Raw genomic sequence first — 22,086 nt, forward strand, 5'->3', positions numbered from 1 at the left:
ATACTCTCCATACTAGCGAGACGGGGCAGGGTCATGGACATCCCAACAGGATGCGTCATCCCAGTACGTGACGCATCCAATTCTTGAGCAATGGCATGGCACAACGGGATTCAGTCTTGGGAACATCCCTATAAAATACCGGCGCTACCCAGCCCTAGAACCATGCCTGCCCCAAGGATATGACCCAAGCTAGTCGTGGCCAGCAGCTCCGGTAGCCCAAATCCTTCGAAGAGCCCAGGCAACGTAAAGGGCAGGGCAGGACCCGCCCCCGGATTTTTGATCGCGTAGCGGCCAATGGCAATCACAAAGAGATTAGCCGTGATCATGATTAGGGCGATCTGAAAGGACCATTGGGGGGTCGTGGGCGTAACATCGGCGAGCAGTAGAGACGCGGATGATAATAGCAAGGGTCTAAGCTCCTGAAGCTAAAAGAGAGTTGTCAAAACGAATTTTGCCAAAACACAGTTTTTGACAGAATACAGGGGATTATAGGCACCCCCGGAATGGGTTTCGCAGCTTGTTCAATAGAGTTAACAGACACCATGACTGGTCTTTGGGTTAAAATTTGCGGGCTCATGGATCCTGAAGAGGCGGTGGCGGTGGCCCGTTGTGGAGCTAGTGCCATTGGCTTTATCTGTGTTCCCAGTTCGCCACGCTATGTCACCCCTACCCAGGTGGGAACCCTGGCAGCGGCCCTACGCCATGAGGGATGGGAGCAGGTGGAGCGGGTTGGTGTGTTTGCCAATGCCGATACCGATGCGATCGCGGTAGCCATCACCCAGGGCCACCTCACCACACTGCAACTCCACGGACAGGAGTCTCCGGAAGACTGCCGAGATCTGCGGGTCAGATACCCGGATCTAGCCCTGATCAAAGCCTTTCGCATTCGGACTGCTGGGGATTTGGCCAAAATCGCTCCCTATACCGACACCGTAGACCGGATTCTACTAGATGCCTACCATCCCCACCTGTTGGGGGGCACCGGCCATACACTTGACTGGGATACCCTAAAGTCCTTTCGCCCCATATTGCCGTGGATCCTAGCTGGAGGTCTTACCCCAGGCAACATTGCAACCGCCCTAGCCCACCTCACCCCCGATGGCATCGACCTGTCCAGCGGCGTAGAAATCAGTCCCGGCCATAAGGATGTGACCCAGGTGCAGCACCTATTGCGCCAGCTTGATACAGTAATCCCCTCCGTAGCGCCACACCCAGGAAGCTGACGGATTAGACTAAGAGTATTCCTGCTAAATACCTACCCAGTATTATCATCAAGAACCCTTAGGGGTGTAATCCCTAGGGCAACAGGCTTAATCGACATCGATCCACAGGATGATTTTTAGGTGGAATATTCCAGAAAGATATCTCAAGATATCTTTGACGTTGCACTAGACCGAGAAAGGCACTGTATTCTATGGCTTCCCGACTGCCCCAGCATTCTACGCTGCGTCGCACCCTCCCTGTTACCGCCTCCGGCTTCATTGCCGTCGGGTGGTTATTGCTCCAAGCCTTAGTGGCTCTGCCTCCTGCCCTGGCCCAGACCCAGAGCACCGAGGATGAATTTACCTATGGAGACTTTTTGGAGAAGGTGGACGAGGGGCAGGTTCAACAGGTGGACATCGATCCCGAACGGGGGATCGCCCAAGTCCGCCTCAAGGGAGACAGTGATGCGGATGAGCCCCGTCAGGTCTTACTCTTCGCTGGAGATGGGCGCAACCCTGAGCTCATTCAGCGTTTGCGGCAACAGCAAGTAGATGTGGAAATCCAGTCGCCGGGGAGTGGGGGCGCGATCGCGTGGTTTGCCGCCAATACCCTGCTCGTGGTGGTGCTGGTATTCGGTGTGCTGCTGATCCTGCGACGCTCTGCCTCTGGGGCAGGGGGCGCGATGAACTTTGGCCGATCACGGGCTCGCTTCCAGATGGAGGCCAAAACTGGGGTTCAGTTCGAGGATGTAGCGGGGATTGAGGAGGCCAAGGAAGAACTGCAAGAGGTGGTGTCCTTTCTCAAGAATCCCGAGAAGTTCACCACAGTTGGGGCCAAAATTCCCCGAGGGGTGCTCCTTGTCGGCTCCCCAGGGACCGGCAAAACCCTATTGGCAAAAGCAATCGCCGGGGAGGCAGGCGTCCCCTTCTTCAGTATCTCCGGATCCGAGTTTGTGGAGATGTTCGTAGGGGTAGGAGCCTCCCGTGTCCGTGACTTGTTTAAAAAAGCCAAGGAAAACGCCCCCTGTATTGTCTTTATTGATGAAATTGACGCCGTAGGTCGCCAGCGGGGCACGGGCATCGGTGGTGGCAACGACGAGCGGGAGCAAACCCTGAACCAGCTTCTAACGGAAATGGACGGCTTCGAGGGCAACAGCGGCATTATCATCATTGCCGCCACCAATCGGGTAGACGTGCTCGACTCGGCTCTACTACGTCCAGGCCGTTTTGACCGCCAGGTGATGGTGGATCTACCCACCTACCAAGGTCGCCTCGCCATTCTAGAAGTCCACGCCCGGAATAAGAAGGTGGACGATAGCGTTTCCCTCGGAGCCGTGGCCCGTCGCACCCCCGGCTTTTCTGGTGCGGAGTTGGCCAATTTACTCAACGAGGCCGCCATTCTCACGGCTCGCCGCCGCAAAGAGGCGGTCACCATGCTGGAAATTGAGGACGCGATCGATCGCCTCACCATTGGTCTGAGCTTGACCCCCCTCTTAGACAGCAACCGTAAGCGGATGACTGCCTACCATGAGGTAGGCCATGCCCTGATTACAACGCTACTGCCCCACTCCGACGATCTGAACAAGGTCACCATTATTCCCCGCTCCGGCGGAGTAGAGGGCTTTACCCAGTCCCTGCCCAATGAAGATCTGATCGACAGCGGACTCTATACGCGCAACTGGCTCCTAGATCGCATCACCGTTGCCCTAGGTGGTCTAGCGGCGGAGGCAGAGGTCTACGGTGACATGGAAACCACGACGGGGGCAGGCAGCGACATTAAGCAGGTGACCACCCTAGCCCGTCAGATGGTTACGCTCTACGGCATGTCAGATCTGGGACCTGTGGCCTTAGAAACCATGGACAGTCCGGTGTTCCTGGGGCGCAGCCTAGCCCCACGCTCGGAATATTCCGAAGAAATGGCCAGCAAGATTGACCAGCAGGTCCGCGCGATCGCACACCATGGCTATAACCGAGCCCGACACATGTTGCGGGAACATCGTGCTCTGATTGATCGCTTGGTAGATCGCCTGCTGGAGGTAGAAACCATGGAAGGCGACGAGTTCCGCAAACTGGTGAGCGAATATACGACCCTTCCGGAAAAATCCTTTGCCAAGAGCGGCGCTACACCCTAACTCTTTAAGACCAGACTACAAGCCAACTTGCTTGAGCAATCAGCATCAGAGAGGCACTTGGTGTCCCCAGCCAATTCGCCAAAACTATGACAACAGCTAAACTTCCAAGCTACGGGATGGAAGTTTTAGCTGTTGTGCTGTGAAGGATAGGTGCGCCGAAAGATATAGCGGTTCTCACTCGGGTTAAGTACAGGCAAGGGGCTTAAGCCCCTTGTTCCCCGAATTGCCATCAAGTTGAGCTGTACCTCATCCATTAGGGAACCGCTATAAATGCCCCGAAAGTTCCCCCAGGAATGCGGAAGATCAAAGCAGCAGCAACGGTCTATTCCGAGAGATTCCCCAGGGAAGCACAGCGTGTTTTCCGATAGGGGCAATAATGTCCGTGTAAAGAAAATTTGGATACAGGTCTAGCTTCCGTAAACCTGCGGGTGGGTCAGAGACAGACTGCTCCCAGACCATGCGCTTCATGCCCGGAACATAGCCTTGACTTCACCCAACAGCTTATCTTTCAAAGCTTTGATAAAGTTCCTATCCTTCTCCCCACAGGGGCAAATCTTTTGGGCATCGTAGAAATAGGCGGTATCGAATAGCACCTTTCCTTGCCGCCCAGGAAGTTTTGGAGGCATGGCGGAGGGCGCATTCTACCCAGTGGTTCCAGACATGAACTTGACCCAGCTAAGGTCATCCATCGGTTCATGTCCCTACGGACTGTAGAACGTTTGCCCGAACGTATTTCCGCCCCTCATCTGGACGTATTTTTGGAGAGTCGAGTCTATGCGTATCTACACTAATCGAACCCTAGCAGCACTGTGGTCCTATCTACAATTAGCAGCCACTGCGGCGATACTGTTTGTGATCGTGTCCCAGGCAGTCAAGTTGTGGGGCAATGACACTAATCTTGAGCAGATTCAAAACTTGATTGAGAATAAGCAGACCAAGTAAGTAGATGTTGCGCCTAACCTATACCAAGTCCAGCTTGAAATCTAGAGTTTCCCCACCGGGAAAACTCCACTTCTGGACTTGGGCAAGGTTTAGGGCTGGCTGGCAGAAATAGGCTTGCTATTCTGCCGCACTAGTCCAACATTTTCTGGTCCCCTCTCCCTGCCTCAGAGAGGGCTACGGTGAGGGGCCGGGGTGTATCACGACGAAACGGTCAGAGTATTTACGCCGCCCAGTACTAGGATCTTGCCTTTCGGGAAATGGCCTACAAGTTTGAGTTCCACTCCTATGGGTAGGGTGATGCCGATTATTGGTCTCACCCTACCCATTTTATGCAGGGCAGACTTGGGGGGTAGTCTAGCTGCCAGCACAGGGATCGGCTTTTCCAGCACAGGGATCGGCTTTTCCAGCACAGGGGTCAGCTTTTCCAGCACAGGGGTCAGCTTTTCCAGCACAAGGGTCAGCTTTTCCAGCACAAGGGTCAGCTTTTCCAGCACAGGGGTCAGCGGCACAGGGATCGGGGGTGACCTCTTCGGTCGTGTCTGCACTAGGGGTAGCACCACAGCCAACGAACCCCACGGCTAGAACAGAGGAAATAGCAAGGGCACTGAGATATCTGGCGTTCATACATTTTTCTCCTGACATGTTCTCAATTGGACCTTTTGTAAGCCGCAATTACTATCAGCATTAAGCCTGTCTAGACTGAGAAACCGCTGAGATTTTCCTGGTATCTAGCGGAGTTAGAGTATTCCACCTAAAAAATCATCTCCTGATTCCAGGGTCTCGATACTGAGATTGTCCTGCCCCATTGATTTCCCAGGCTCCTCTCATGTCGTTCCCTGGCCCGAATATTAAGATGGGTTGCGATGGTCAAGGACCAGCCCTAAGAGGCCATCCTATTTCCTATGTCTGCCCCTAGACGTTACTGCTTCTAGGGGCAGGCCCAACATCAGCCCTCACTATTGCATCCCTAGATTTGCTCCCTTAGAGACTGGAGCTTTGTATGATGACCGATCAAACCTGGCTCATTACCGACGATGGGGAACCCCTCGCCTTAGGAGTAGAGGCGGTGGCAGAACCAGAACACCCCTACCGCCTCTATCGGTTTCTGACAGAACTGGAGGATATTTTGGCCGCAGAGGCCGATGATGTGGCGCGCCTCCGTGCGATCGCGCCCCGAGTCCGTAAACTCCTCATCAGCTCCTACTGGCTGCAACTGGAACACAATCAACCGGACCCCAAAACGGGCTGGGCAGTGAATTTTCTCTATCGGGAGCATCAATTTCCCCTGACAGTACAGATGGTGACCTGGCAGCCGGGAACCGTCTCCACCATTCATAATCATGGCACCTGGGGTTTGGTAGCTCTGGTTGGAGGACAAGAAAACAATCGGTTTTGGCGACGATCGCCCACCCCCACTACCCCCCACCGATTAGAAACGGTCGGAGAGCTACTCTTAGGACCGGGAGACATCATTACATTTACCCCCGGAGCTATCCACCAAGTTGAACCCTTAGGAAACGAACCCACCGTATCCTTCAATCTGTACGGGGTGACCCAATTGGACCAGAGGTATCAATTTGACTTGGCGACCCAGACTGCCCGTCTGTTTTAGTGCCGTGGTCTCGGCATGAGGGGCGAGCATTTTACCCAAGCACGGCACCGCCCCAGGCTAGAGCTAGGGAGAATAGGATCGCGGCGATCGCCTGCCTCACCATCAACGCCGCCGCAAACCGCACCGACTGCTCACGGGCGATGGTGAGGGCTGTCACCAGGCAGGGCAGCAGCACCCCAGCCAGATAGACCCCGGTCAAAATTTGTAGCGGTGTCAGCACTGAGAGGGTGCCCGGTTCAGCAAACAGCAGCAGACCATCCTTGCGAATTGAGGCCAAAATGACGGGTAAGGCCGCCTCTGGGGGCAAGTTAAACAGACCCATCAGGGGATTGATCAACCCTGCCAGAGTCGTAATTAGGCCCAGCCAGTCCAATACTGAGGCAATCAGCGTGATCAGCAAAAAAATAGGAATCGCGTTGGTGAAGAACTGGTTGAGGGTACCTTGGGTCTCGCGCCAGATCGCCGACCAGCGGGGCACTTCCAGAAACGTGCGCCGTTCGATCATCAGGGTGTTGTGGGTTGAGCGGGCGGCTTTGGGAGAAACCAGATGCGTATAAATCAGGGTGGTCAGGGTCAGGTAGGCTAAATAGGGCACCACTAGGCCGGGCAAATTGGCGGCACTAAAAACCCCCAAGGTGGCCCCAAACTGGTACGAGCAGGCCGAGCCAAAGGCGATTGCACTGATACAGGTCTGCCGCGAACACCCCGAACAGGCCCGCGTACTGATCACCGCTGGCACATTGCAGCCAAACCCCATAATCACCCGCACCAGGTCGCGCCCCGAGAGGCCAAACGGTCGCAGCCAGGGGTGCAGGGCCACGGTCAGGCGCTCTACCAGTCCACTGGCCTTGTAAGCCCCCAAAAATAGGGCGTAGAGAACCACCGTGGGCACCGCCCAGACGAACAACAACGGCCCCATAGTGATCAGGCCATAGCGGCCCATCAAAATCTCCTGCGGGAGCGACGGCAAGCGTGACAGCAATGCCGCCAGCGGGGCTAGCCCCGCCTGCAACAGGGGGTCAAGTACACCCGCCACACCATTGGCTACCCAAACAGCGACCACCGCAGGCAGCAGCAGCAGTGCGATCGCCAGCAGTCCGCCCCAACGAGGATGCTCTAGCCAGGTGGGGACCGGTTCAATGCGCCAGCCCGCTGGAATTGGCTGCCACTGCTGGGGAAAGGGGGCCGGGGTCTGGAGCGACTGCAAAATCTGTAGGCGTTGGCCGGGGTGGAGATGGCGCGCATCCACCGGAATGAACCTGACCTGAGAGGCCTGCTCCCAACGACGCACCACCTGCCGGGTGAAGTCAGAGGGCAGCACCTTATCCCAAAAAGTGATCACCACTATCCCCTGCTTCCCCGCCGCCAGCGGCAGCAAATCTGTCAGATCGTCATCGACATGGGTCGCTTTAATCACCAGAAGGATGGTGTCATGGGCCTGGAGCTGGGCTAGGGCCGTGCGGGTGGTGGCGGTGTCGGAGCGAAAGAGAATGCCGGGGCTGTCGATCAAGATGTCGTCCCCGGTCTGGTAACTTTCGCAGGCTAGAGTTGATCCCTGAATGTTGCTGCTAATGGGAGACTGTCCGGTAAGCGCAGCAGCCAGTTCGGATTTGCCGGTACTTTCCTTGCCGACGATCACGGTGGTGCGTTGGGTGGGTGGGGCAGTGGGCATGGGGGATGGGGGGCTAACAAACACAGTCGTTGTCGCAACAGGAGAGGTCATCGAGGAAGAGACCTTCTCGGCGGTAGGTTTCTAGGGGGGTGGTGTCGAGGCGGAGGCGGGTGGCGATCGCGCTAGCTACCACCGCAAACCGCTGGCGGAATTTGTAAATAAAGCAAAAGATCAGATCGCCGTGGCGGACGGAGGGGCCAACGACAAAGAGGCCGGGGGTGAGGGTGGATTCATCGTTATCGGTGAGGGCGGCATGGCCCTCTGACCAGTCAAACAACGGGGCGATTAGCTTCAGGCTGGTGTCGAAGCCGGTGCAGAGAATCGGGGGATGGGCGGTCACCCACTTTTGGTATTCGCTGTAGACGGCATAGCCGCCAGGGACGGGTTTGACCGCTTCGACGGCGGCATTGCCCACCAGGTCGAGGCGACCGGTGCGGTACACCATTTCTAGCCGCTGGGCGGTGTAGGGCGATAGGGCAATGCTGGGGTCGGTATCGGGGTCGGCCCAGGCGCTGCTGCGATCAAGCACCCTGACTGTTTTGCCCAGGGTGACCAAGTTGGCGGCGGCATCCATGCCGCTTTCGTAGCCACCAATGACGATAAAATCGTCGCCCTTTAGCTCAGTCCACGAGGGCACCTGGGAGTTGTGCAGACAGTGCTCTGCCCCCGGAAAGGTGTGTGTGCGGGGGTACTGATATTCTCCAGCGGCCCAGATCACAAATTGCGATCGCAACTGACCCAGGTCAGTATGCAGGGCAAAGCCACCGCCCAACAACGGTTCTACGCTTTTTACATCAATCCCCGTATGGATAGGCAGATCAAAATGGCTGGCTACCCGCTGCAAATATTCCGCGTACTGCTGGCCATTGACATGCTCTCGCCGAAAGGCGATCGCCGGAGAGGTCTGCCGCGTCACCGCATTGAGATCGAGCAGCCCAAAGCCGTGGCTGGGAAACGACGGCGTAATCAAGTGCATTTCCTGGGGCCAGCGGCTGAAGGATGCGCCGACCTGATGGCGCTCCAGGATGACAAACCGCTTCACCCCTAGCTCTTGGAGCACCACCCCAATGCCAATTCCCGCCGCTCCCGCACCAACGACGACGACATCATAGGGAACGCTTGATTTGGCCACAGGAATACCAGAGGGAATACCTACAAAATGATAATGATTATCATTCTTTCGTGCAACTAGAGTAATACCAATTCCCCGCAATAAGACTACAGATGTCCGGCATCAACGTAAGCCGAGACAATATGGGCTCCGAGGAATTCAGGAGTCAGGAGTCAGAATCCAGTACTCTCCTAGATTCTGACTCCTAACTCCTAACTTCTCCCCACGACATTTGTCCCGCTTTGAGTTGATACCCCAGATGTCATCTAGCCCCCTTGGGGCGGCAAAGCCAACGACTTCGATAGAAATAAAGGCTACCCGGCCCAGGGCAGCCAGCCCGAACCCCGATGGCCAAAGTCGAACTGCTCGGGGTGAAAAATCTCGGCCAAAATTTCTAGGGAATCCACCAGGCGCGGCCCTGGACGGTTGAAGTACTGGTTGCCATCGGTAATGTAGACCCGCTGCTGGCGCACCGCCCTTAGGGTTTCCCAGGTTGGATGGTTGGCCAACGCCTGGGCCTCTCGACGGGTGACCGCTAGGTCGTAGCCACAGGGCATGATGACGATCACATCGGGGTCGGCAGCGGCCAATTCTTCCCAAGACATCCAGGGCGAATGGTGACCGGCGGTGGCCAATAGACACTGGCCACCGGCAAGTTGAACCAGCTCGGGCACCCAGTTACCGGCGGCCATCAGCGGTTCTGTCCATTCGATGCAGACGACCGTTGGCTGCGGGGTCACGGTCGCGGCTCGGTGGGCGCAGGACTGAAGGCGGCACTGGAGATCGGCTAAAACCGCTGCTGTTTTGGTGGGCGCGGCCTCTCCTAAGAGGGTTGTGCCAATGCGTTCAATATCCGTCCAGACCTCTGCCAGTCGGTTGGGTTCGAGGGAAATAATCTGGGGATGACTCTGGGTGAGCTGAGCCACCGCCGCCTCTACCTCTCCCAGGCTGACAGCGCACACCTCACACTGGGCCTGGGTGACAATGTGGGTGGGTTTTAGGGCCTCTAGAACCTCCAGGTTGACCCAATAGACGCTGAGAGCAGAGGTGAGGAGGTCGGTAACCCGCTGATGAATGGTGGCACTATCGCCAGCGGGGTTGAATTTAGGGGCCGTACAGACCGGCAGGGCTTGAACGGCGCAGGGATAGTCGCACTCGTGGCTACGGCCCACCAAGAACTCCCCCAGCCCAAGACCATAGACAATTTCAGTGGCACTGGGGATGAGGGAGATAATCCGGGGGGAGAATGGCATAAAGTGACGACCTTGGGTGGAGACAGTGTTTATCGCTCTGTAGGAATTTTACGCGATTGGAAAATTGGGGTGATCGGGTGCCTCTATCCCGATATCGCTGCTGTGGCCACCCCTACTCCCACACAGACTGTGACGATCGCGCTGACCACAGACAACCGCTTCATCAGACCAGCAGCGATGGATGTTTCTTCTAACCACTGCCGAGCGTAGACGGCAACCAGCCCCAACGCCGTCAGCATTGAGGCCAGACCCAGGCTAAACCAGCCCACCAGCACCAGGCCATAGGTGATTTGGTGGAGCGCGATGGCAGTCAGCAGCAGCACCAGGGCCGAAGGGCAGGGCACTAGGCCACCTGAGATGCCAACTGCCACCAGCGATCGCCAGTCTTCTGGGTGATGGTGGTTGTGATCATGGTGGTGGTGGTCGTGATTATGGTGATGGTGATCAGAATCGTGATGATGATCGGGGGGGCCATGGCTGTGGTGGTGATCAGACCTCAGGCGCACGGCCAGCAGCTTGAGGCCGACCAGACAAATCACCACCCCGCTAAGCGCCCCCAAAATGGGATACACCCGATCAAGAACGATATACTGCGAGGCCAACAGCGTTGCCACCCCCAGCGCAAACACCGTCGCCATGTGGGTCACCGTGGTGGTAATGCCCAACCACAGTGCCGCCCCTGGGGTACCGCGACTGCCCACCAAATAAGCCCCCACCAGGGTTTTGCCGTGGCCGGGAGACAGGGCGTGAACGGCACCAAAGCCAAAGGCGATCGCCATGCCCAGGGCGATCGCCCCTGGTCTAGGCTGAGCGCCTAAAAGCTGGGTCAGCTGGCTGACTGCTTCCAGGTGGGCCAGCAGGGGCGGCAATATCGGGCATAGGGCCATGGCGATAGTCTCCGGTCTAGGACAGAGGGGTATCAACTCAAAGCGGGACAAATCTCTGGGGGAGGAGTTAGGAGCCAGAACCTAGGAGAGTACTGGATTCTGACTCCTGACTCCTGAATTCCTCGGAACCCATATTGTCTCGGCTTACGCTGATACCCGGACAGAGTGCTGATCAATGCTGCGGATTTGATTAATAGAATGATAATCATTATCATAGTTTTGTCCAATCTCCCCACGACAGGATCGTTCCCGCTCCTCTAAAGCCATGCTCCAAACCCTGCTGACTTGGCTGATTCAAGGCTATCGGATGGTTTTATCGCCGCTGTTGCCGCCCACCTGTCGGTTTACCCCCACCTGCTCGCAATATGCTCTGGAGGCGATCGCTCGCTACGGAGCCCTAAAAGGAAGCTGGCTGGCGATTCGCCGCATTTTGCGGTGCCACCCCTTCCACCCCGGCGGCTATGACCCCGTGCCAGAGGTGTTCTGGACGGTGGACACGATGCCTCTGAGTCGCGCCATCGAGAAATCTGCCCAAGTACCGAAACGGTGGCGCGATCGCTAATGGTTCAACCGCCCTAGCCAGACCGAGATTATTGTGTTAATTCTTGCAAAGAAGATTTGAAAAGTGAAGCCCTTAACAAATGGGAGATTAACGGTCATGGAAAACAACGAAAGTAAGTTTGGGTTTGTTAACTTTGCAGAAACCTGGAACGGTCGCCTAGCCATGCTGGGTTTTGTGATCGGGGTTGCCACCGAGATTTTGACCGGCCAAGGCATTTTGTCTCAAATTGGCCTCATGTAAGCTGCCGAGCCCAGTCTCAGATTTCTTTAGCCGGGGTGCGTTTGCACACCCCGGCTTTTCAATGTCTTTACACTGCTGACCACACCAGCACCTCCCCTTGCTGCCCTCCAGCCGCCAAATGCTGCCCCCCAGGATGCCAGGCCAGGGCAGAGAATCCCTCTTGAGCCCCCTCTAAAATTTGGGCCGCATTCACAGCGGCTTGCCACAAAATAATCCAGCCATCCTCCGAGAGGGAAGCCAGCAGGCCCGTCTTGGGCTGAAAGGCCACATCTAGTACAGTGCCGCTGTGCAGATCCAGCAGCCAGCTTTCCCAATCTTCTCCTGGCACCAGCACCCCCATCACCACCAGTTCGCGGGTAGCCGCCGCTAAAATCGGTGACTTATCCGCATCGGGAATGTCGGCCCAAGCCAGCTGGCGCACCTTGCCCGGAAACCCCTGAAGCAACGTCGGTAAGTCTGTCGGGGCAACCGGCGTCTGCTGCAAACAATGCACCTGAGCCCAGGTCAGCACGCCCACGCTATTGTCTTGATTGGCTGAGGCTAAGTACGCCCCCTCTGGCGACCATTGCAAGCGCCGACTGGCAGACAGTAGCTCCCATTGGTAGCGGGGCTTTTGCCACTGGGGTACCGCCCAAATATAAACCTGCTGCTGGGCCGAGACTGCAAAATGGTCCCCATTGGGAGACCAGCCTAAATCTTGGACATGAGCAGGCAGCACTAAGCTGGTGAGGATCTCCGCGCGATCAGCATCCCAAATTTGGACGGTCTTTCCCCGGTTGAAAGCCAGCCAATTTTCCTGGGGATGCCACTGAAGTCGGTCAACCCAGGCAGAACCGCATTCCAGACTATCTATCTCGTGGGGCAACTCGTTGTGCATCTGCCAAAGGGTGACATTGCCCGCTTGCCCCGCTGCGGCCAGCCATTGGCCATCGCCAGAGAAGTCAAGGGCATCGATCGAGAGACCACTGCCCGGTTGCAGTGGCACTGCCAGGAAGTTTTGCAGTAGCGACACCTCGCCGCCGCCACTGGCGATCGCCAGGGTATTGCCCACAGGTGACCAGGCCAGCGCAGTGACATAATCTGCCAGGGCGTGCTGGGCACTGAGCTCTACTAGGGGTTTTCGAGAAAGGGCCATAGCTGGGCAATTAGCGGGTTCTAAATCGGGGATAGCTGAGTTGAGCAACCGAGTCTGCGACGGTGGTGAGCTCAAAGTTCACGCTCGTCCAGCGGGGGGCTACCTGGGGCAGAGGGCTAAACAATAGGGGAATGCCAAACAGCTTATGTCCCAGGGGATATAGCCGCTTAAGGGAGGGCGACTCTCGGCCCATGCCGCCATCGAATAGGGTTTGATAGCGCTGGGCAATGGTGATTTGGGTAGCCCTGCGGCCCTGGCGATGCAGTTGGTCGAGGGCTTCGCCGATCTCAAACCGCAGGCCATCGACGTGAATGTGCTGGCGATACCAGAGGCTCTCCCACTGGTGCCAGCAGCGGCCCGACACGACATGAATCAACTCACCGGTGGTGCTGACCGCAAAGGCACCATGCCTGGGGCACAGGTAGGTATCGGTGAGAAACAGGGCCGGAATGGTGCGGTGGCAGTGGGGGCACCGAATCTCTGGGCCAAAGGCGGGGTAGTCGATGGCGGGGTGCAGCATGGTGTTTATTACTGTTGCAAGATGACGCAAACGCTTCCGGCTTTTCCATGAGGCTCAAGGGTGACTAGAATGATAATCATTATCACAATAAAGCATGGGGACTGAGAATTGTTAGCGCTTTTCCTGACTCTTGGCTGGAAAGGAAATTCAGCGATTGCTATTCAGAGCCGATCACCTGATTCCCGAACAGATTCAGATGTTAAACTTAACGTCAAGTGATGGAGCAGAGACATTGTGGCAAGGGTTTTCACCGGTCGGGTCGTGATTCCAGGCGACAAAATCAACGAGTACTTTGAGGCACTGCAAAAAGCAGAGGCTGCCAGGGCACCGTTTCGTGAATCCTTGGAGCAGTTGAATCAGGAATTTGGTGAGTATTTAGCCACCAAATACGTTCGTAAAACGGTTCGGAAGCATACGGGTATCGTGGATTTGTTTATCCACTTTATTTGTGGCTACACCGATGCCGAGCAGCTTGAAGACATCACCAAAGGAATGGTGAATAGTCACTTTCGCAGTTGGTACAAGCGGAAGGTGATGGATTCGGCAAGGGAAAGTGATTTACGGGTAGCACTACGGAAGTTTTTTCAGTTTTTGGCTGCCGAAAAAGCCATGACCTATCAAAAAGTGCTAGATGCCTTGAAGTAGCTATCATACGGCATCTGATTGACAAGCTCATTCAAGATTGCATGACCCTTGCAGATACTGCAAAGCAGCACGCTCTGCCAAGTCCCGCACAAATGCTTGATGAATTGGGTCAGCAATTCCAGTTTGCAGCTCATTCAGCACCTCCATTATCCTATTCAAACACCCTCTGAAGCGATTCTCAAAGGTTTGCCATACCAAATATTCCTGTACCCCATTGCAGCGATAGGTATTCTGCCTCAGCGCCAGTCAGGCGATCGCCACTCTCCAAGGGTGGAATCGGAATGAAACGAGCAGGCTGTTGTAACACCATAGTCAAGCTCTAGATCGATGAAGGAAATAGTATCGATTTTAGTCAACATAGCGCCGGAACGATGCCCCAATGTCAGGCTGCTCCGGAATGCCTAGATCTTGACAAACAACTCGAAATCCCAAGTCATCATGCCCATCCTCTGCATCATCTGGAGCCCGAAACGCCGATCGACAATTTGCGACAACATCATGCCAGGAGCCACCACGAATCACTCGTCGAGTTGAATCTCCATCCCAAATCCAGGCTGTACCATCGGTTGGAGCGCCATAGTAGTTGACATGCCAATGATCTACACACCATTCGTAAACATTGCCATGCATATCGTACAACCCAAACGCATTGGCGATCCCAAAGCTGCCGACGGGGGTTGTCTGCTTCCCATATTTTTGGATCTTACTGCCTCTCGCTTGACTGTTGTAATTTGCCGCCGATCGATTGAGGACATCTCCAAAATGAAATGGGGTAGAAGTTCCAGCACGACAGGCGTATTCCCATTCTGCTTCGCTGGGGAATCGATAAGAACGACCTGTTTTGGCTACTAGTCTTTCACAAAATTCGATCGCTTCAAACCAGGAGATTTGCTCAACTGGATAATCAGCTCCCCGGTGGCAGGCGGAAATTGGCTCTAGTTCATCATGAATTAAAGGGAGATCAGCGATCGCTCTCCACTGAGCCTGTGTCACCAAAAACTTACCCATCCAAAAACCATTCACGGCCACAGGATGTTGAGGTATTTCATCTGGGGAATGCTCTATTTCATCAGGAGTAGCCCCCATTAAAAACGATCCACCTGGAATCCAAATTAATTCTAGATTGACTCCCAGTGCCAGTTTTTCCGTGAAACAGATTCCAGTATGGCGAGCAGAGTCGCTGACTTGACCCAATCCGTTGAGATAAACCGTCTCAAACTCAAAGGACGTTACGCCTGTCACATCAGGTCACTTCAATCACGACATTACTGATGTGGGTAATCAACGTCTTGTCATCTTGAGTGATTACTTTGACATACCCACTGGCAATACAATATTCTACCGATTTCGCCTCAATTGCTTGTGATGAAGTCACCAAAGTTACTTTGGCGTTTTCAATGTAGTTCGTTGCATAGTGCTGAATGGTTGTCATCGTCATTAATTTCCGACTAGATTGACTATGGTAATATCTTGTCTTTGGTTAGGGTTGAGGCCAGGGCGGAATTCTTGCCAAGATGCCTTTTTGCAGGGGCTCAGGACGTAATTGGCGCGGCACCAAGCCGTTAGGGCTGGCAGCGTATTGGATGGCCAATTTCGCGATCGCGCCAGCACTCTCCAGCGGTGGCAAATCGCCAAACATCAGCGTGGTTTTTTGAGGGGCAGCCAGGGCGATCGCACAAAACCGATGGCAGGCGCTGAGGCATTCCACCGCCTCAAGGGTAAAGTCGGGCGGTAGGTGCCCCTGCTGCTGTAATTGCTGCAACTGTTGGCAGAGATGGTATCCCCCTCGGTAGCCCAGGTGCTCTCGCTGGGTTGCTGAAAAGGCGCAGGAGGTGCAAACAAATAGGGCATGGTGGGCCATGGTTTAGCTCCCTTGAACTGCTTTGATTACATCTGCCGTACTGATATCGCCAATAGCTTTGTGGATTTTGTACTGCTGCGTCGGCTGGGTGAGGATGATGATAGCCGTTTCTACCGGCGGGCAGCCAGGTTCTCGACACTGAAGCTGATTGATAGAAATAGTCGTTTCTGCATCTAACTTGAGCAGTTCCGCAATCTGAGCCTTAAGCCGCTGTAAAACCGCCGGATCAACAGTGGATTTGGGTTGAGAAAATAAGTCCATGGTAGAGGTTGACACTGGGCTATAGGGTAATCACTTGGTCGGGTATGTTGCCGCTGAGGGCAGGGTAGAGATCGGGGAAACAACCCACCGTCACCCTCTCCACCACATATCTGACGGCACAATGTCCTGGTTCTTTGCGCCCGGTTCCGGTAGGCGTACCCCAACAGGGTCCGTCCCCAGCTAAATTCCGCTCCAGAGCACACATGTCACACATCATCAGCACAATATTTTGCTCTTTGGCTACTACTGCCAACCTTTCACCGATAGGGTCACCCTGGCGTAAGACAAAGCAGTGGTCGTCAAAAAAGACCTTAAACCCTCCCCCGATCCGCGATCGCCCCCTCCATCCGCCCCTGCACCTCGACTACCGTCAATGCTCCTAGATCCCCACTATGACGAGTCCGCACACTCAGGGTCTGCTGTTCTACCTCTCGCTTACCCACCACCGCCACCACTGGAATTTTTGCCAGCTCGGCGGTGCGAATTTGCTTGCCGAGGCGATCGCCGCTGGCATCGACCTCCACCCGGTAGCCCTGCTGTTTCAGGGTCTGGGCCACCCCATTGGCATAGTCACGCTGGCCATCGCTCACCGGCAGCAACCGCAGCTGCACCGGGGCCAGCCACAGGGGGAAATCTCCGGCGTAGTTCTCCACCAAAATGCCAAAGAACCGCTCTAACGAGCCAAAAATGGCCCGGTGAATCATGATTGGGCGCTGCCGTGAGCCGTCGGCAGCAACATAGTGCAGGTCAAACCGCTCCGGCAGGTTAAAGTCCACCTGAATGGTGGAGCACTGCCACAGGCGACCGATAGCATCGCGAATTTTGATATCGATTTTGGGGCCATAGAAAGCACCGCCGCCCTCGTCGGTGACATAGTCCCAGCCCTTGCGAGCGAGGGCCTGTCGCAGGGCATCGGTGGCCAAGTCCCAGATGGCATCGGCCCCCACCGATTTATCTGGACGGGTGGATAAATTAACCTCGTACTCGGTAAAGCCAAAGTCTGACAAAATCTGCTCGGTTAGATCCAGCACCGCCAAGATTTCATCGCTCACCTGCTCCGGCAGGCAAAACACATGGGCGTCATCTTGGGTAAAGCCCCGCACCCGCATCAGGCCGTGCAGCACCCCCGAGCGCTCGTAGCGGTAGACCGTGCCCAACTCGGCCCAGCGCAGGGGCAGTTCCCGATAGGAGTGCAGCCGATTTTGATAGGTCAAAACATGAAAGGGGCAGTTCATCGGTTTGAGCTGGTACTGCTGCGATTCAATCGCCATCGAGTCAAACATGTTGTCTCGGTAGAACTCAAAGTGGCCCGAGGTCTTCCATAAGTCGAGGTTGGCAATGTGGGGAGTGTAAAGCAGGTCATAGCTGGCCGCCAGATGGGCATTGCGCCAGTAGTCTTCGATCAATAACCGCATTCGCGCCCCCTTGGGGTGCCAGAACACTAAGCCGCCCCCTGCCGCTTCCTGAATGCTGAACAGGTCTAGGTCTTGACCCAGGCGACGATGGTCGCGGCGCTTGGCCTCTTCCTTTTGGGTGAGATAGGCTTGTAGCTGCTCGGGGGTTTCCCAAGCGGTACCATAGATGCGCTGGAGTTGGGGCTGGGTTTCATCCCCGCGCCAGTAGGCTCCGGCCACACTTTCTAGGGCAAAGGCGGCGGGGTCAATTTCCCCGGTGTTGTTGAGGTGGGGGCCCGCACAGAGATCCCACCAGCAGGGCATGGGGGAGGGAATCGGGGCCGAAGGGGCATCGAATAGGGAAGGATCCGTTGTCCCCAGGGGCACACCCCCATCGGGGCAGCCGATGTAGTAGCGGGTGATGGGCTCTGCTGGGGGGATTCTATCAAGAATTTCCAGTTTATAGGGTTCGTTGAGTTGGGTGATGGTAGCCCGGAGCGCCTCCCGCTCTACGGTTTCACGAATGATCGGCAGGTTGGCGCGGATGATGCGCCCCATCTCCTGGGTGATCAGGGTCAGGTCTTCGGGAGTGAAGGGAGCGGGACGATCAAAGTCGTAGTAGAAGCCGGTTTCAGTCCAGGGGCCAATGGTGACCTTGGCCTCAGGGAAGAGCCGCTGGACGGCCATGGCTAGCACGTGGGCGCAGGTGTGGCGAATGCGCAGCAACCGCTGGGGATCCCTGGGAGACAGGGCATCAATGGCGGGCTGGTGGCTCAATTGGCTGACCATGGCAGGCTAAAATGTAAAATGAGATTGATTATCATTTTTAGTCTACCGTGATTAGTCTACCGTGATAGGGGGAGGGGAGAGTATGGGTGGGGTAAGTTCCCAGATCTTCCATTTTTCCCTCAAATATTTCCTCAAATATTCCCTCAAGATTCACCGATTGGCTCGCGAAGGAATCCTAAACGGCTCATAACAGCACAGCAATATAGATACCATGGCCCTCACCCTGTACAACACCCTCACAAAGCAACCACAACCCTTTATTCCTATCCTGCCGGGGCAAGTGAGCATCTATTGCTGCGGGGTGACGGTCTATGATGATTGCCACTTGGGCCATGGGCGTTCCTACTTGACCTGGGATGTCCTGCGGCGCTATTTGCAGTGGCAGGGCTATGGTGTCCGGTATGTGCAGAATTTCACTGATATCGATGACAAAATTCTGCACCGCGCCCAGGCCGAAGGAACGACCATGGCAGCGGTATCCGATCGCTATATCCAGCACTATTTTGAGGATATGCGTCGGCTCAACATACTGGATGCCCAAGTCTATCCTCGGGTCACGGAACACATTGAAGACATTCATGCCCTGATTCGGCAGTTGGAGGCCAAGGGCTATGCCTACGCAGCAGGGGGGGATGTGTATTACCGAGTGGCCCAGTTTGCGGAGTATGGGCAGTTGTCGGGGCGCTCCCTGGAGGGGATGCAGGTGGGGGCCAGTGGTCGGGCTTTGGTGGCTACTGCCAAGGCCAACCCGGCGGATTTTGTCTTGTGGAAGGGGGCAAAGCCAGGGGAACCGGCTTGGGATTCCCCGTGGGGGCCGGGGCGACCAGGCTGGCATATTGAATGCTCGGCCATGATTCGATCGCAGTTGGGCCTCACCATTGATATCCATGGCGGCGGCGGGGATTTGGTGTTTCCCCACCATGACAATGAAATTGCCCAATCCCAAGCGGCCCATGGCCAACCCCTAGCCCGTTATTGGCTCCACAACGGCATGGTGACTGTGGGGGGGGAGAAAATGTCTAAGTCCCTGGGCAATTTCACCACCCTTCGGGATTTGCTGGGGGGGCGGTGGGCACCCTACCCGCAGCCGGTGGAGCCGATGGCCGTACGGTTGTTTGTGCTACAAGGGCACTACCGCAAGCCATTGGATTTTACGGCGACAGCGATCGCTACGGCGGTTCAGGGCTGGCATACGTTGAAGGCGGGATTACAGTTTGGCGATCGCCATGGCAAAACCCTAGGCTGGGCATCTCTCCAGCCCCCCGTGACCCTGTCTCCCACTGAGGAGAATACCTGGGTGCAGGCATTTCAGCGGGCTTTGGATCATGACCTGAATACCTCGGAGGGGCTGGCGGTACTGTTTGACCTAGCCAAGGGGTTGCAGCGGGAGGGGAATCGCCTCCTTCACGAGGGCAAGACCCAGGTGGAGCCAGATCATCTCTGGCATCAGTGGCAGACCCTAGTGGGGTTGGGGCAGGTGTTAGGGTTGGAGGCCAAGGAAAAGGGGGATCGCCCGGTTGAGGCCCCCCCGCTAGTGGATGATTCAGCGATCGCTGAGTTAATCCAACAGCGCCAACAGGCCCGTCAACAGCGGGATTTTGCCACGGCGGATCGGATCCGTGATCGCTTGGCTGGGGTGGGCGTTGTGGTGGTGGATCAACCGCATGGGGCGGTGCGTTGGCACCGCCCCTAATCGGGTGTTCGATTCATTGCCCACCATTCCACGGAGGGCGAACAGCCGTTTCATTGCCCAACATCCTACGGAGGGCGAACAGTCGTTCGCCCCTACGCCCACAATATCTATGGGGGGTGACGAGTTCAGGCGGGAACTTGGTATAGTCTGGCGCACTCACTTAACAATTCATTGCAAATCATTGCAAAGTGAGTGCATCAACGGGGAAATTGCTACCCTCTAGGCAATCCTTGAACCTAAACCAGCGTTACCATAGCCGCACTGAGTTCCTACAGATCTACGCTGAGAAGACCCTATGACTGACACCCAAACTTCCCTACTCGATCCGGCCATAGCGGAGGGCGATCCAAGGCAATTGGTAGATCTGTATGCCGATCGCCTCATGGACGAGATCTTTGATGGGGTGGATCGGGCCTTGGAAGGAGACGCCGACGCCTTGAAAAGTCTCCAGAATCCTTTGACGGAGGAGGCTGGTTCTGTCCCTGGATTTTCCACTCCTGAATTTTCGGCGATGGCCTTTGGTGCTGGGGGAATGTCCTCTGTGCTTCTCCCCACTGCCGCTCCCTTGAGCACTGGGGAAGCCCTCAACGACATGACCTTACCCTACGCCCTTGCCACAGCGAATGTCCCCGCTGAGGCGATGCCAGATCAGCGGCGCTGGTGGCACCGCTGGAGTGGCAATCGCCTTTTGCTAGGGGCAGCAGGGTTGTCCTTGGCAGCGACCTTGGGCCTGTGGTGGTCCTACCAGCGCCAGATGACCACCCCAGCGGTGGTGACGGCTCCAGCCCCGGCAACGGTCGCCACGAGTCCTGATGTAGAGTTTTTGGAATATTTGCGCCGATCCCTAGAGGTGATTTCCCAGGATGCGACAGCTTCGACAGCGGGTCCGGGCCTTGGCATTCCCGAGGTACCCATAGCCTTCAATGGCTCTCCTCTAGGGCTCCCCCCCCTAGGCGGTACGCTCCCCCCTGGGGTCGCCCTTCCCGGTGGCCCAGCCCAGATTAATGTGATTGAACGGGTTTACATTCCCTACCAAACCGGGCCAGCACCCGTTGCCAGCGGTACAGCCCCAGCGGCTCCCAGTAGTTCAGGACTCCCCGTCCCCTCGGCGACCCCTGTTGCTGTCCATACTCTGGTGGGAATTCTGGAATTGGGAGATCGTTCAGCCGCATTGTTTGAAATTAGCGGCGTGCCCCAGCGCGTATACATCGGCGAGCGCATTGGTAGTAGCGGTTGGTCTTTGGTGTCGGTATCTGATGGTGAAGCGGTAGTGCGCCGGAATGGAGAGGTGCGCTCTATTTATATTGGCCAGCAGTTCTAGGGGCTGTGGACAATCCAAGCCAGATCCGTGGTTATGGGGCGGTTACAGCCCCTAGCTTGATTTCAGTAGGGCGTGGTCATGCCTACCCCGCAAGGTTTTTTCCGTTAATTGTCCACACACCCTAGCCCTGGAATACCTTAGATACTGGGTCGGAAAGACCCCAGTGCCGTCTCTGGAGCAGCCCCAATGGGCATTTTTGAAGATCTCAGTCGTTTTTTAGAAAGTCGTCTCGATCAGTTTCTCCAGGCTCATCCCCATCTAGAACTGATGGCCCTTGAAGAACAACTTCGGGGCCAAGAGCAGGATGCTATTGCCCTCCTGGGGGATCTAAAGCGACGCCAAAAACAGCTAGAGGACAGTATTCTTGATACTGCCCAAGAGGTGCAGCGCTGGCATCAACGGGTGCGAAAGGCCCAATCCGCTAATCGCCTGGATTTAGTACAATCCGCTCAGGAGCGGGAAGCAGCTCTACTGCGCCAGGGAAATCATTTCTGGGGCCAGATGAAGGGCATCCAAGATCAAGTCGAAAAAACTCGTACTCTTCAACAACAAATCCACACCAAGCGTCGAGAGTTGAAGGCGAAAATCGTGCAGGCGGAAGCTGACCGCGCCACCCAAAAAGCCCAGCAGACGTCCCCCGCTGCGGAGCCCTGGGGTACGGCAGGTTGGAACGAAAGTCCCTACCGCAGCAGCCAATCCTTCGGGGATCCTCTGGAGGAAACCTTCCAGCGTTGGGAGACCGAAGCAGAATTAGAGGATCTAAAACGCCAGATGGGGCGCTGAAAGTAGCCCTAATGCCTGCCGGCGGGCTCCAGACGGGCTCCAGATTGTCTAGCACTATCGTCCCCCTTGGT

At 55.9% G+C, this 22,086-nt stretch carries 23 protein-coding genes; 10 read left to right on the plus strand and 13 right to left on the minus strand.

All coding sequences use genetic code 11. The features are described 5' to 3' along the window. Positions 1 to 128: 128 nt before the first annotated feature. A complete protein-coding gene (gene psaK, locus LEP6406_RS0220660) occupies positions 129 to 407 on the minus strand; it encodes a photosystem I reaction center subunit PsaK (RefSeq protein WP_008311257.1) in 279 nt (92 codons plus the stop codon). Between the two features lie 135 nt (positions 408 to 542). On the opposite strand from psaK, the gene LEP6406_RS0220665 reads away from it, so the two are divergent. From LEP6406_RS0220665 to LEP6406_RS33070, 3 genes are all read left to right on the plus strand, one after another. Further along, complete coding sequence (locus LEP6406_RS0220665; RefSeq protein WP_008311258.1) at positions 543 to 1,223, plus strand: phosphoribosylanthranilate isomerase; 681 nt, start codon at positions 543 to 545, stop codon at positions 1,221 to 1,223. A 191-nt stretch (positions 1,224 to 1,414) separates the two neighbouring features. Further along, positions 1,415 to 3,334, plus strand: a complete 1,920-nt coding sequence (ftsH, locus tag LEP6406_RS0220670; protein ID WP_008311260.1) for an ATP-dependent zinc metalloprotease FtsH — start codon at positions 1,415 to 1,417, stop codon at positions 3,332 to 3,334. A gap of 774 nt (positions 3,335 to 4,108) precedes the next feature. Beyond that, positions 4,109 to 4,276 carry a hypothetical protein gene (locus LEP6406_RS33070; protein ID WP_008314056.1) on the plus strand — a complete coding sequence of 56 codons (168 nt, stop codon included), beginning with the start codon at positions 4,109 to 4,111 and terminating at the stop codon, positions 4,274 to 4,276. A 197-nt stretch (positions 4,277 to 4,473) separates the two neighbouring features. Here the strand turns inward: LEP6406_RS33070 and LEP6406_RS33075 are convergent, their stop codons facing one another. After that, a complete protein-coding gene (locus LEP6406_RS33075) occupies positions 4,474 to 4,785 on the minus strand; it encodes a hypothetical protein (protein WP_155834734.1) in 312 nt (103 codons plus the stop codon). Positions 4,786 to 5,276: 491 nt separating this feature from the next. Between LEP6406_RS33075 and LEP6406_RS0220690 the strand changes: the two genes are divergently transcribed. Continuing rightward, the gene (locus LEP6406_RS0220690; RefSeq protein WP_008314059.1) at positions 5,277 to 5,888 is read left to right on the plus strand and encodes a cysteine dioxygenase family protein; all 612 of its coding nucleotides are present in this window, start codon (positions 5,277 to 5,279) and stop codon (positions 5,886 to 5,888) included. Between the two features lie 31 nt (positions 5,889 to 5,919). Here the strand turns inward: LEP6406_RS0220690 and LEP6406_RS0220695 are convergent, their stop codons facing one another. The 4 genes from LEP6406_RS0220695 to LEP6406_RS0220710 form a co-directional block, all read right to left on the minus strand. After that, positions 5,920 to 7,611, minus strand: a complete 1,692-nt coding sequence (locus LEP6406_RS0220695) for a nucleoside recognition domain-containing protein (protein WP_263971205.1) — start codon at positions 7,609 to 7,611, stop codon at positions 5,920 to 5,922. Beyond that, positions 7,574 to 8,692 carry an NAD(P)/FAD-dependent oxidoreductase gene (locus LEP6406_RS0220700; protein ID WP_008314063.1) on the minus strand — a complete coding sequence of 373 codons (1,119 nt, stop codon included), beginning with the start codon at positions 8,690 to 8,692 and terminating at the stop codon, positions 7,574 to 7,576. Before LEP6406_RS0220700 ends, LEP6406_RS0220695 begins: the two co-directional genes overlap by 38 nt. A 293-nt stretch (positions 8,693 to 8,985) precedes the next feature. After that, positions 8,986 to 9,924, minus strand: a complete 939-nt coding sequence (locus LEP6406_RS0220705) for a cobalamin-binding protein (RefSeq protein ID WP_008314064.1) — start codon at positions 9,922 to 9,924, stop codon at positions 8,986 to 8,988. An 83-nt stretch (positions 9,925 to 10,007) separates the two neighbouring features. Beyond that, positions 10,008 to 10,811, minus strand: a complete 804-nt coding sequence (locus tag LEP6406_RS0220710; protein WP_008314066.1) for a nickel/cobalt transporter — start codon at positions 10,809 to 10,811, stop codon at positions 10,008 to 10,010. A 265-nt stretch (positions 10,812 to 11,076) separates the two neighbouring features. Between LEP6406_RS0220710 and yidD the strand changes: the two genes are divergently transcribed. Beyond that, the gene (yidD, locus tag LEP6406_RS29105; RefSeq protein WP_008314068.1) at positions 11,077 to 11,373 is read left to right on the plus strand and encodes a membrane protein insertion efficiency factor YidD; all 297 of its coding nucleotides are present in this window, start codon (positions 11,077 to 11,079) and stop codon (positions 11,371 to 11,373) included. 96 nt (positions 11,374 to 11,469) lie between these two features. Then, positions 11,470 to 11,613, plus strand: coding sequence for a chlorophyll a/b-binding protein (locus LEP6406_RS0220725; RefSeq protein ID WP_008314069.1), 144 nt, complete (start codon positions 11,470 to 11,472; stop codon positions 11,611 to 11,613). A 67-nt stretch (positions 11,614 to 11,680) separates the two neighbouring features. Here the strand turns inward: LEP6406_RS0220725 and LEP6406_RS0220730 are convergent, their stop codons facing one another. Continuing rightward, positions 11,681 to 12,748 carry a WD40 repeat domain-containing protein gene (locus tag LEP6406_RS0220730; protein WP_008314072.1) on the minus strand — a complete coding sequence of 356 codons (1,068 nt, stop codon included), beginning with the start codon at positions 12,746 to 12,748 and terminating at the stop codon, positions 11,681 to 11,683. Between the two features lie 10 nt (positions 12,749 to 12,758). Beyond that, the gene (locus tag LEP6406_RS0220735) at positions 12,759 to 13,268 is read right to left on the minus strand and encodes a TIGR02652 family protein (protein WP_008314074.1); all 510 of its coding nucleotides are present in this window, start codon (positions 13,266 to 13,268) and stop codon (positions 12,759 to 12,761) included. Positions 13,269 to 13,502: 234 nt separating this feature from the next. Between LEP6406_RS0220735 and LEP6406_RS0220740 the strand changes: the two genes are divergently transcribed. Continuing rightward, positions 13,503 to 13,913: a site-specific integrase gene (locus tag LEP6406_RS0220740; RefSeq protein WP_008314076.1), complete on the plus strand. Its 411-nt coding sequence runs from the start codon at positions 13,503 to 13,505 to the stop codon at positions 13,911 to 13,913. Positions 13,914 to 14,261: 348 nt separating this feature from the next. On the opposite strand, the gene LEP6406_RS0220750 is transcribed toward LEP6406_RS0220740, so the two are convergent. The 5 genes from LEP6406_RS0220750 to thrS form a co-directional block, all read right to left on the minus strand. Continuing rightward, positions 14,262 to 15,155 carry a formylglycine-generating enzyme family protein gene (locus tag LEP6406_RS0220750; protein WP_008314078.1) on the minus strand — a complete coding sequence of 298 codons (894 nt, stop codon included), beginning with the start codon at positions 15,153 to 15,155 and terminating at the stop codon, positions 14,262 to 14,264. 1 nt (position 15,156) lies between these two features. Next, on the minus strand, positions 15,157 to 15,351 hold the full coding sequence (locus LEP6406_RS0220755) for a hypothetical protein (RefSeq protein WP_008314080.1): 195 nt from the start codon (positions 15,349 to 15,351) through the stop codon (positions 15,157 to 15,159). Positions 15,352 to 15,393: 42 nt separating this feature from the next. Further along, positions 15,394 to 15,774 carry a DUF1636 family protein gene (locus LEP6406_RS0220760; RefSeq protein WP_008314082.1) on the minus strand — a complete coding sequence of 127 codons (381 nt, stop codon included), beginning with the start codon at positions 15,772 to 15,774 and terminating at the stop codon, positions 15,394 to 15,396. Between the two features lie 3 nt (positions 15,775 to 15,777). Then, entirely contained in the window at positions 15,778 to 16,035 is a 258-nt protein-coding gene (locus LEP6406_RS0220765) for a hypothetical protein (RefSeq protein ID WP_008314084.1), read from the minus strand. 311 nt (positions 16,036 to 16,346) lie between these two features. Next, a complete protein-coding gene (gene thrS, locus LEP6406_RS0220770) occupies positions 16,347 to 18,218 on the minus strand; it encodes a threonine--tRNA ligase (RefSeq protein WP_008314086.1) in 1,872 nt (623 codons plus the stop codon). A gap of 211 nt (positions 18,219 to 18,429) precedes the next feature. Between thrS and cysS the strand changes: the two genes are divergently transcribed. The 3 genes from cysS to LEP6406_RS0220785 all read left to right on the plus strand — a co-directional run bounded on the left by cysS (position 18,430) and on the right by LEP6406_RS0220785 (position 22,015). Continuing rightward, on the plus strand, positions 18,430 to 19,911 hold the full coding sequence (gene cysS / locus LEP6406_RS0220775; protein WP_008314089.1) for a cysteine--tRNA ligase: 1,482 nt from the start codon (positions 18,430 to 18,432) through the stop codon (positions 19,909 to 19,911). A gap of 295 nt (positions 19,912 to 20,206) precedes the next feature. Next, on the plus strand, positions 20,207 to 21,232 hold the full coding sequence (locus tag LEP6406_RS0220780; protein WP_008314092.1) for a hypothetical protein: 1,026 nt from the start codon (positions 20,207 to 20,209) through the stop codon (positions 21,230 to 21,232). A 186-nt stretch (positions 21,233 to 21,418) separates the two neighbouring features. Then, complete coding sequence (locus LEP6406_RS0220785; RefSeq protein WP_008314094.1) at positions 21,419 to 22,015, plus strand: TIGR04376 family protein; 597 nt, start codon at positions 21,419 to 21,421, stop codon at positions 22,013 to 22,015. Positions 22,016 to 22,086 lie beyond the last annotated feature (71 nt).

Origin of the sequence: Leptolyngbya sp. PCC 6406, assembly GCF_000332095.2 — a bacterium.
Taxonomy (GTDB): domain Bacteria; phylum Cyanobacteriota; class Cyanobacteriia; order Phormidesmidales; family Phormidesmidaceae; genus PCC-6406.

Bases quoted from the DNA above. Each gene is read 5' to 3' on its own strand.
- LEP6406_RS0220665 (WP_008311258.1), top strand. From the start codon at position 543: ATGACTGGTCTTTGGGTTAAAATTTGCGGGCTCATGGATCCTGAAGAG.
- ftsH (WP_008311260.1), top strand. From the start codon at position 1,415: ATGGCTTCCCGACTGCCCCAGCATTCTACGCTGCGTCGCACCCTCCCT.
- LEP6406_RS33070 (WP_008314056.1), top strand. From the start codon at position 4,109: ATGCGTATCTACACTAATCGAACCCTAGCAGCACTGTGGTCCTATCTA.
- LEP6406_RS0220690 (WP_008314059.1), top strand. From the start codon at position 5,277: ATGATGACCGATCAAACCTGGCTCATTACCGACGATGGGGAACCCCTC.
- LEP6406_RS0220695 (WP_263971205.1), bottom strand. From the start codon at position 7,611: ATGACCTCTCCTGTTGCGACAACGACTGTGTTTGTTAGCCCCCCATCC.
- LEP6406_RS0220705 (WP_008314064.1), bottom strand. From the start codon at position 9,924: ATGCCATTCTCCCCCCGGATTATCTCCCTCATCCCCAGTGCCACTGAA.
- LEP6406_RS0220710 (WP_008314066.1), bottom strand. From the start codon at position 10,811: ATGGCCCTATGCCCGATATTGCCGCCCCTGCTGGCCCACCTGGAAGCA.
- yidD (WP_008314068.1), top strand. From the start codon at position 11,077: ATGCTCCAAACCCTGCTGACTTGGCTGATTCAAGGCTATCGGATGGTT.
- LEP6406_RS0220725 (WP_008314069.1), top strand. From the start codon at position 11,470: ATGGAAAACAACGAAAGTAAGTTTGGGTTTGTTAACTTTGCAGAAACC.
- LEP6406_RS0220730 (WP_008314072.1), bottom strand. From the start codon at position 12,748: ATGGCCCTTTCTCGAAAACCCCTAGTAGAGCTCAGTGCCCAGCACGCC.
- LEP6406_RS0220735 (WP_008314074.1), bottom strand. From the start codon at position 13,268: ATGCTGCACCCCGCCATCGACTACCCCGCCTTTGGCCCAGAGATTCGG.
- LEP6406_RS0220755 (WP_008314080.1), bottom strand. From the start codon at position 15,351: ATGACGATGACAACCATTCAGCACTATGCAACGAACTACATTGAAAAC.
- LEP6406_RS0220760 (WP_008314082.1), bottom strand. From the start codon at position 15,774: ATGGCCCACCATGCCCTATTTGTTTGCACCTCCTGCGCCTTTTCAGCA.
- LEP6406_RS0220765 (WP_008314084.1), bottom strand. From the start codon at position 16,035: ATGGACTTATTTTCTCAACCCAAATCCACTGTTGATCCGGCGGTTTTA.
- thrS (WP_008314086.1), bottom strand. From the start codon at position 18,218: ATGGTCAGCCAATTGAGCCACCAGCCCGCCATTGATGCCCTGTCTCCC.
- cysS (WP_008314089.1), top strand. From the start codon at position 18,430: ATGGCCCTCACCCTGTACAACACCCTCACAAAGCAACCACAACCCTTT.
- LEP6406_RS0220780 (WP_008314092.1), top strand. From the start codon at position 20,207: ATGACTGACACCCAAACTTCCCTACTCGATCCGGCCATAGCGGAGGGC.
- LEP6406_RS0220785 (WP_008314094.1), top strand. From the start codon at position 21,419: ATGGGCATTTTTGAAGATCTCAGTCGTTTTTTAGAAAGTCGTCTCGAT.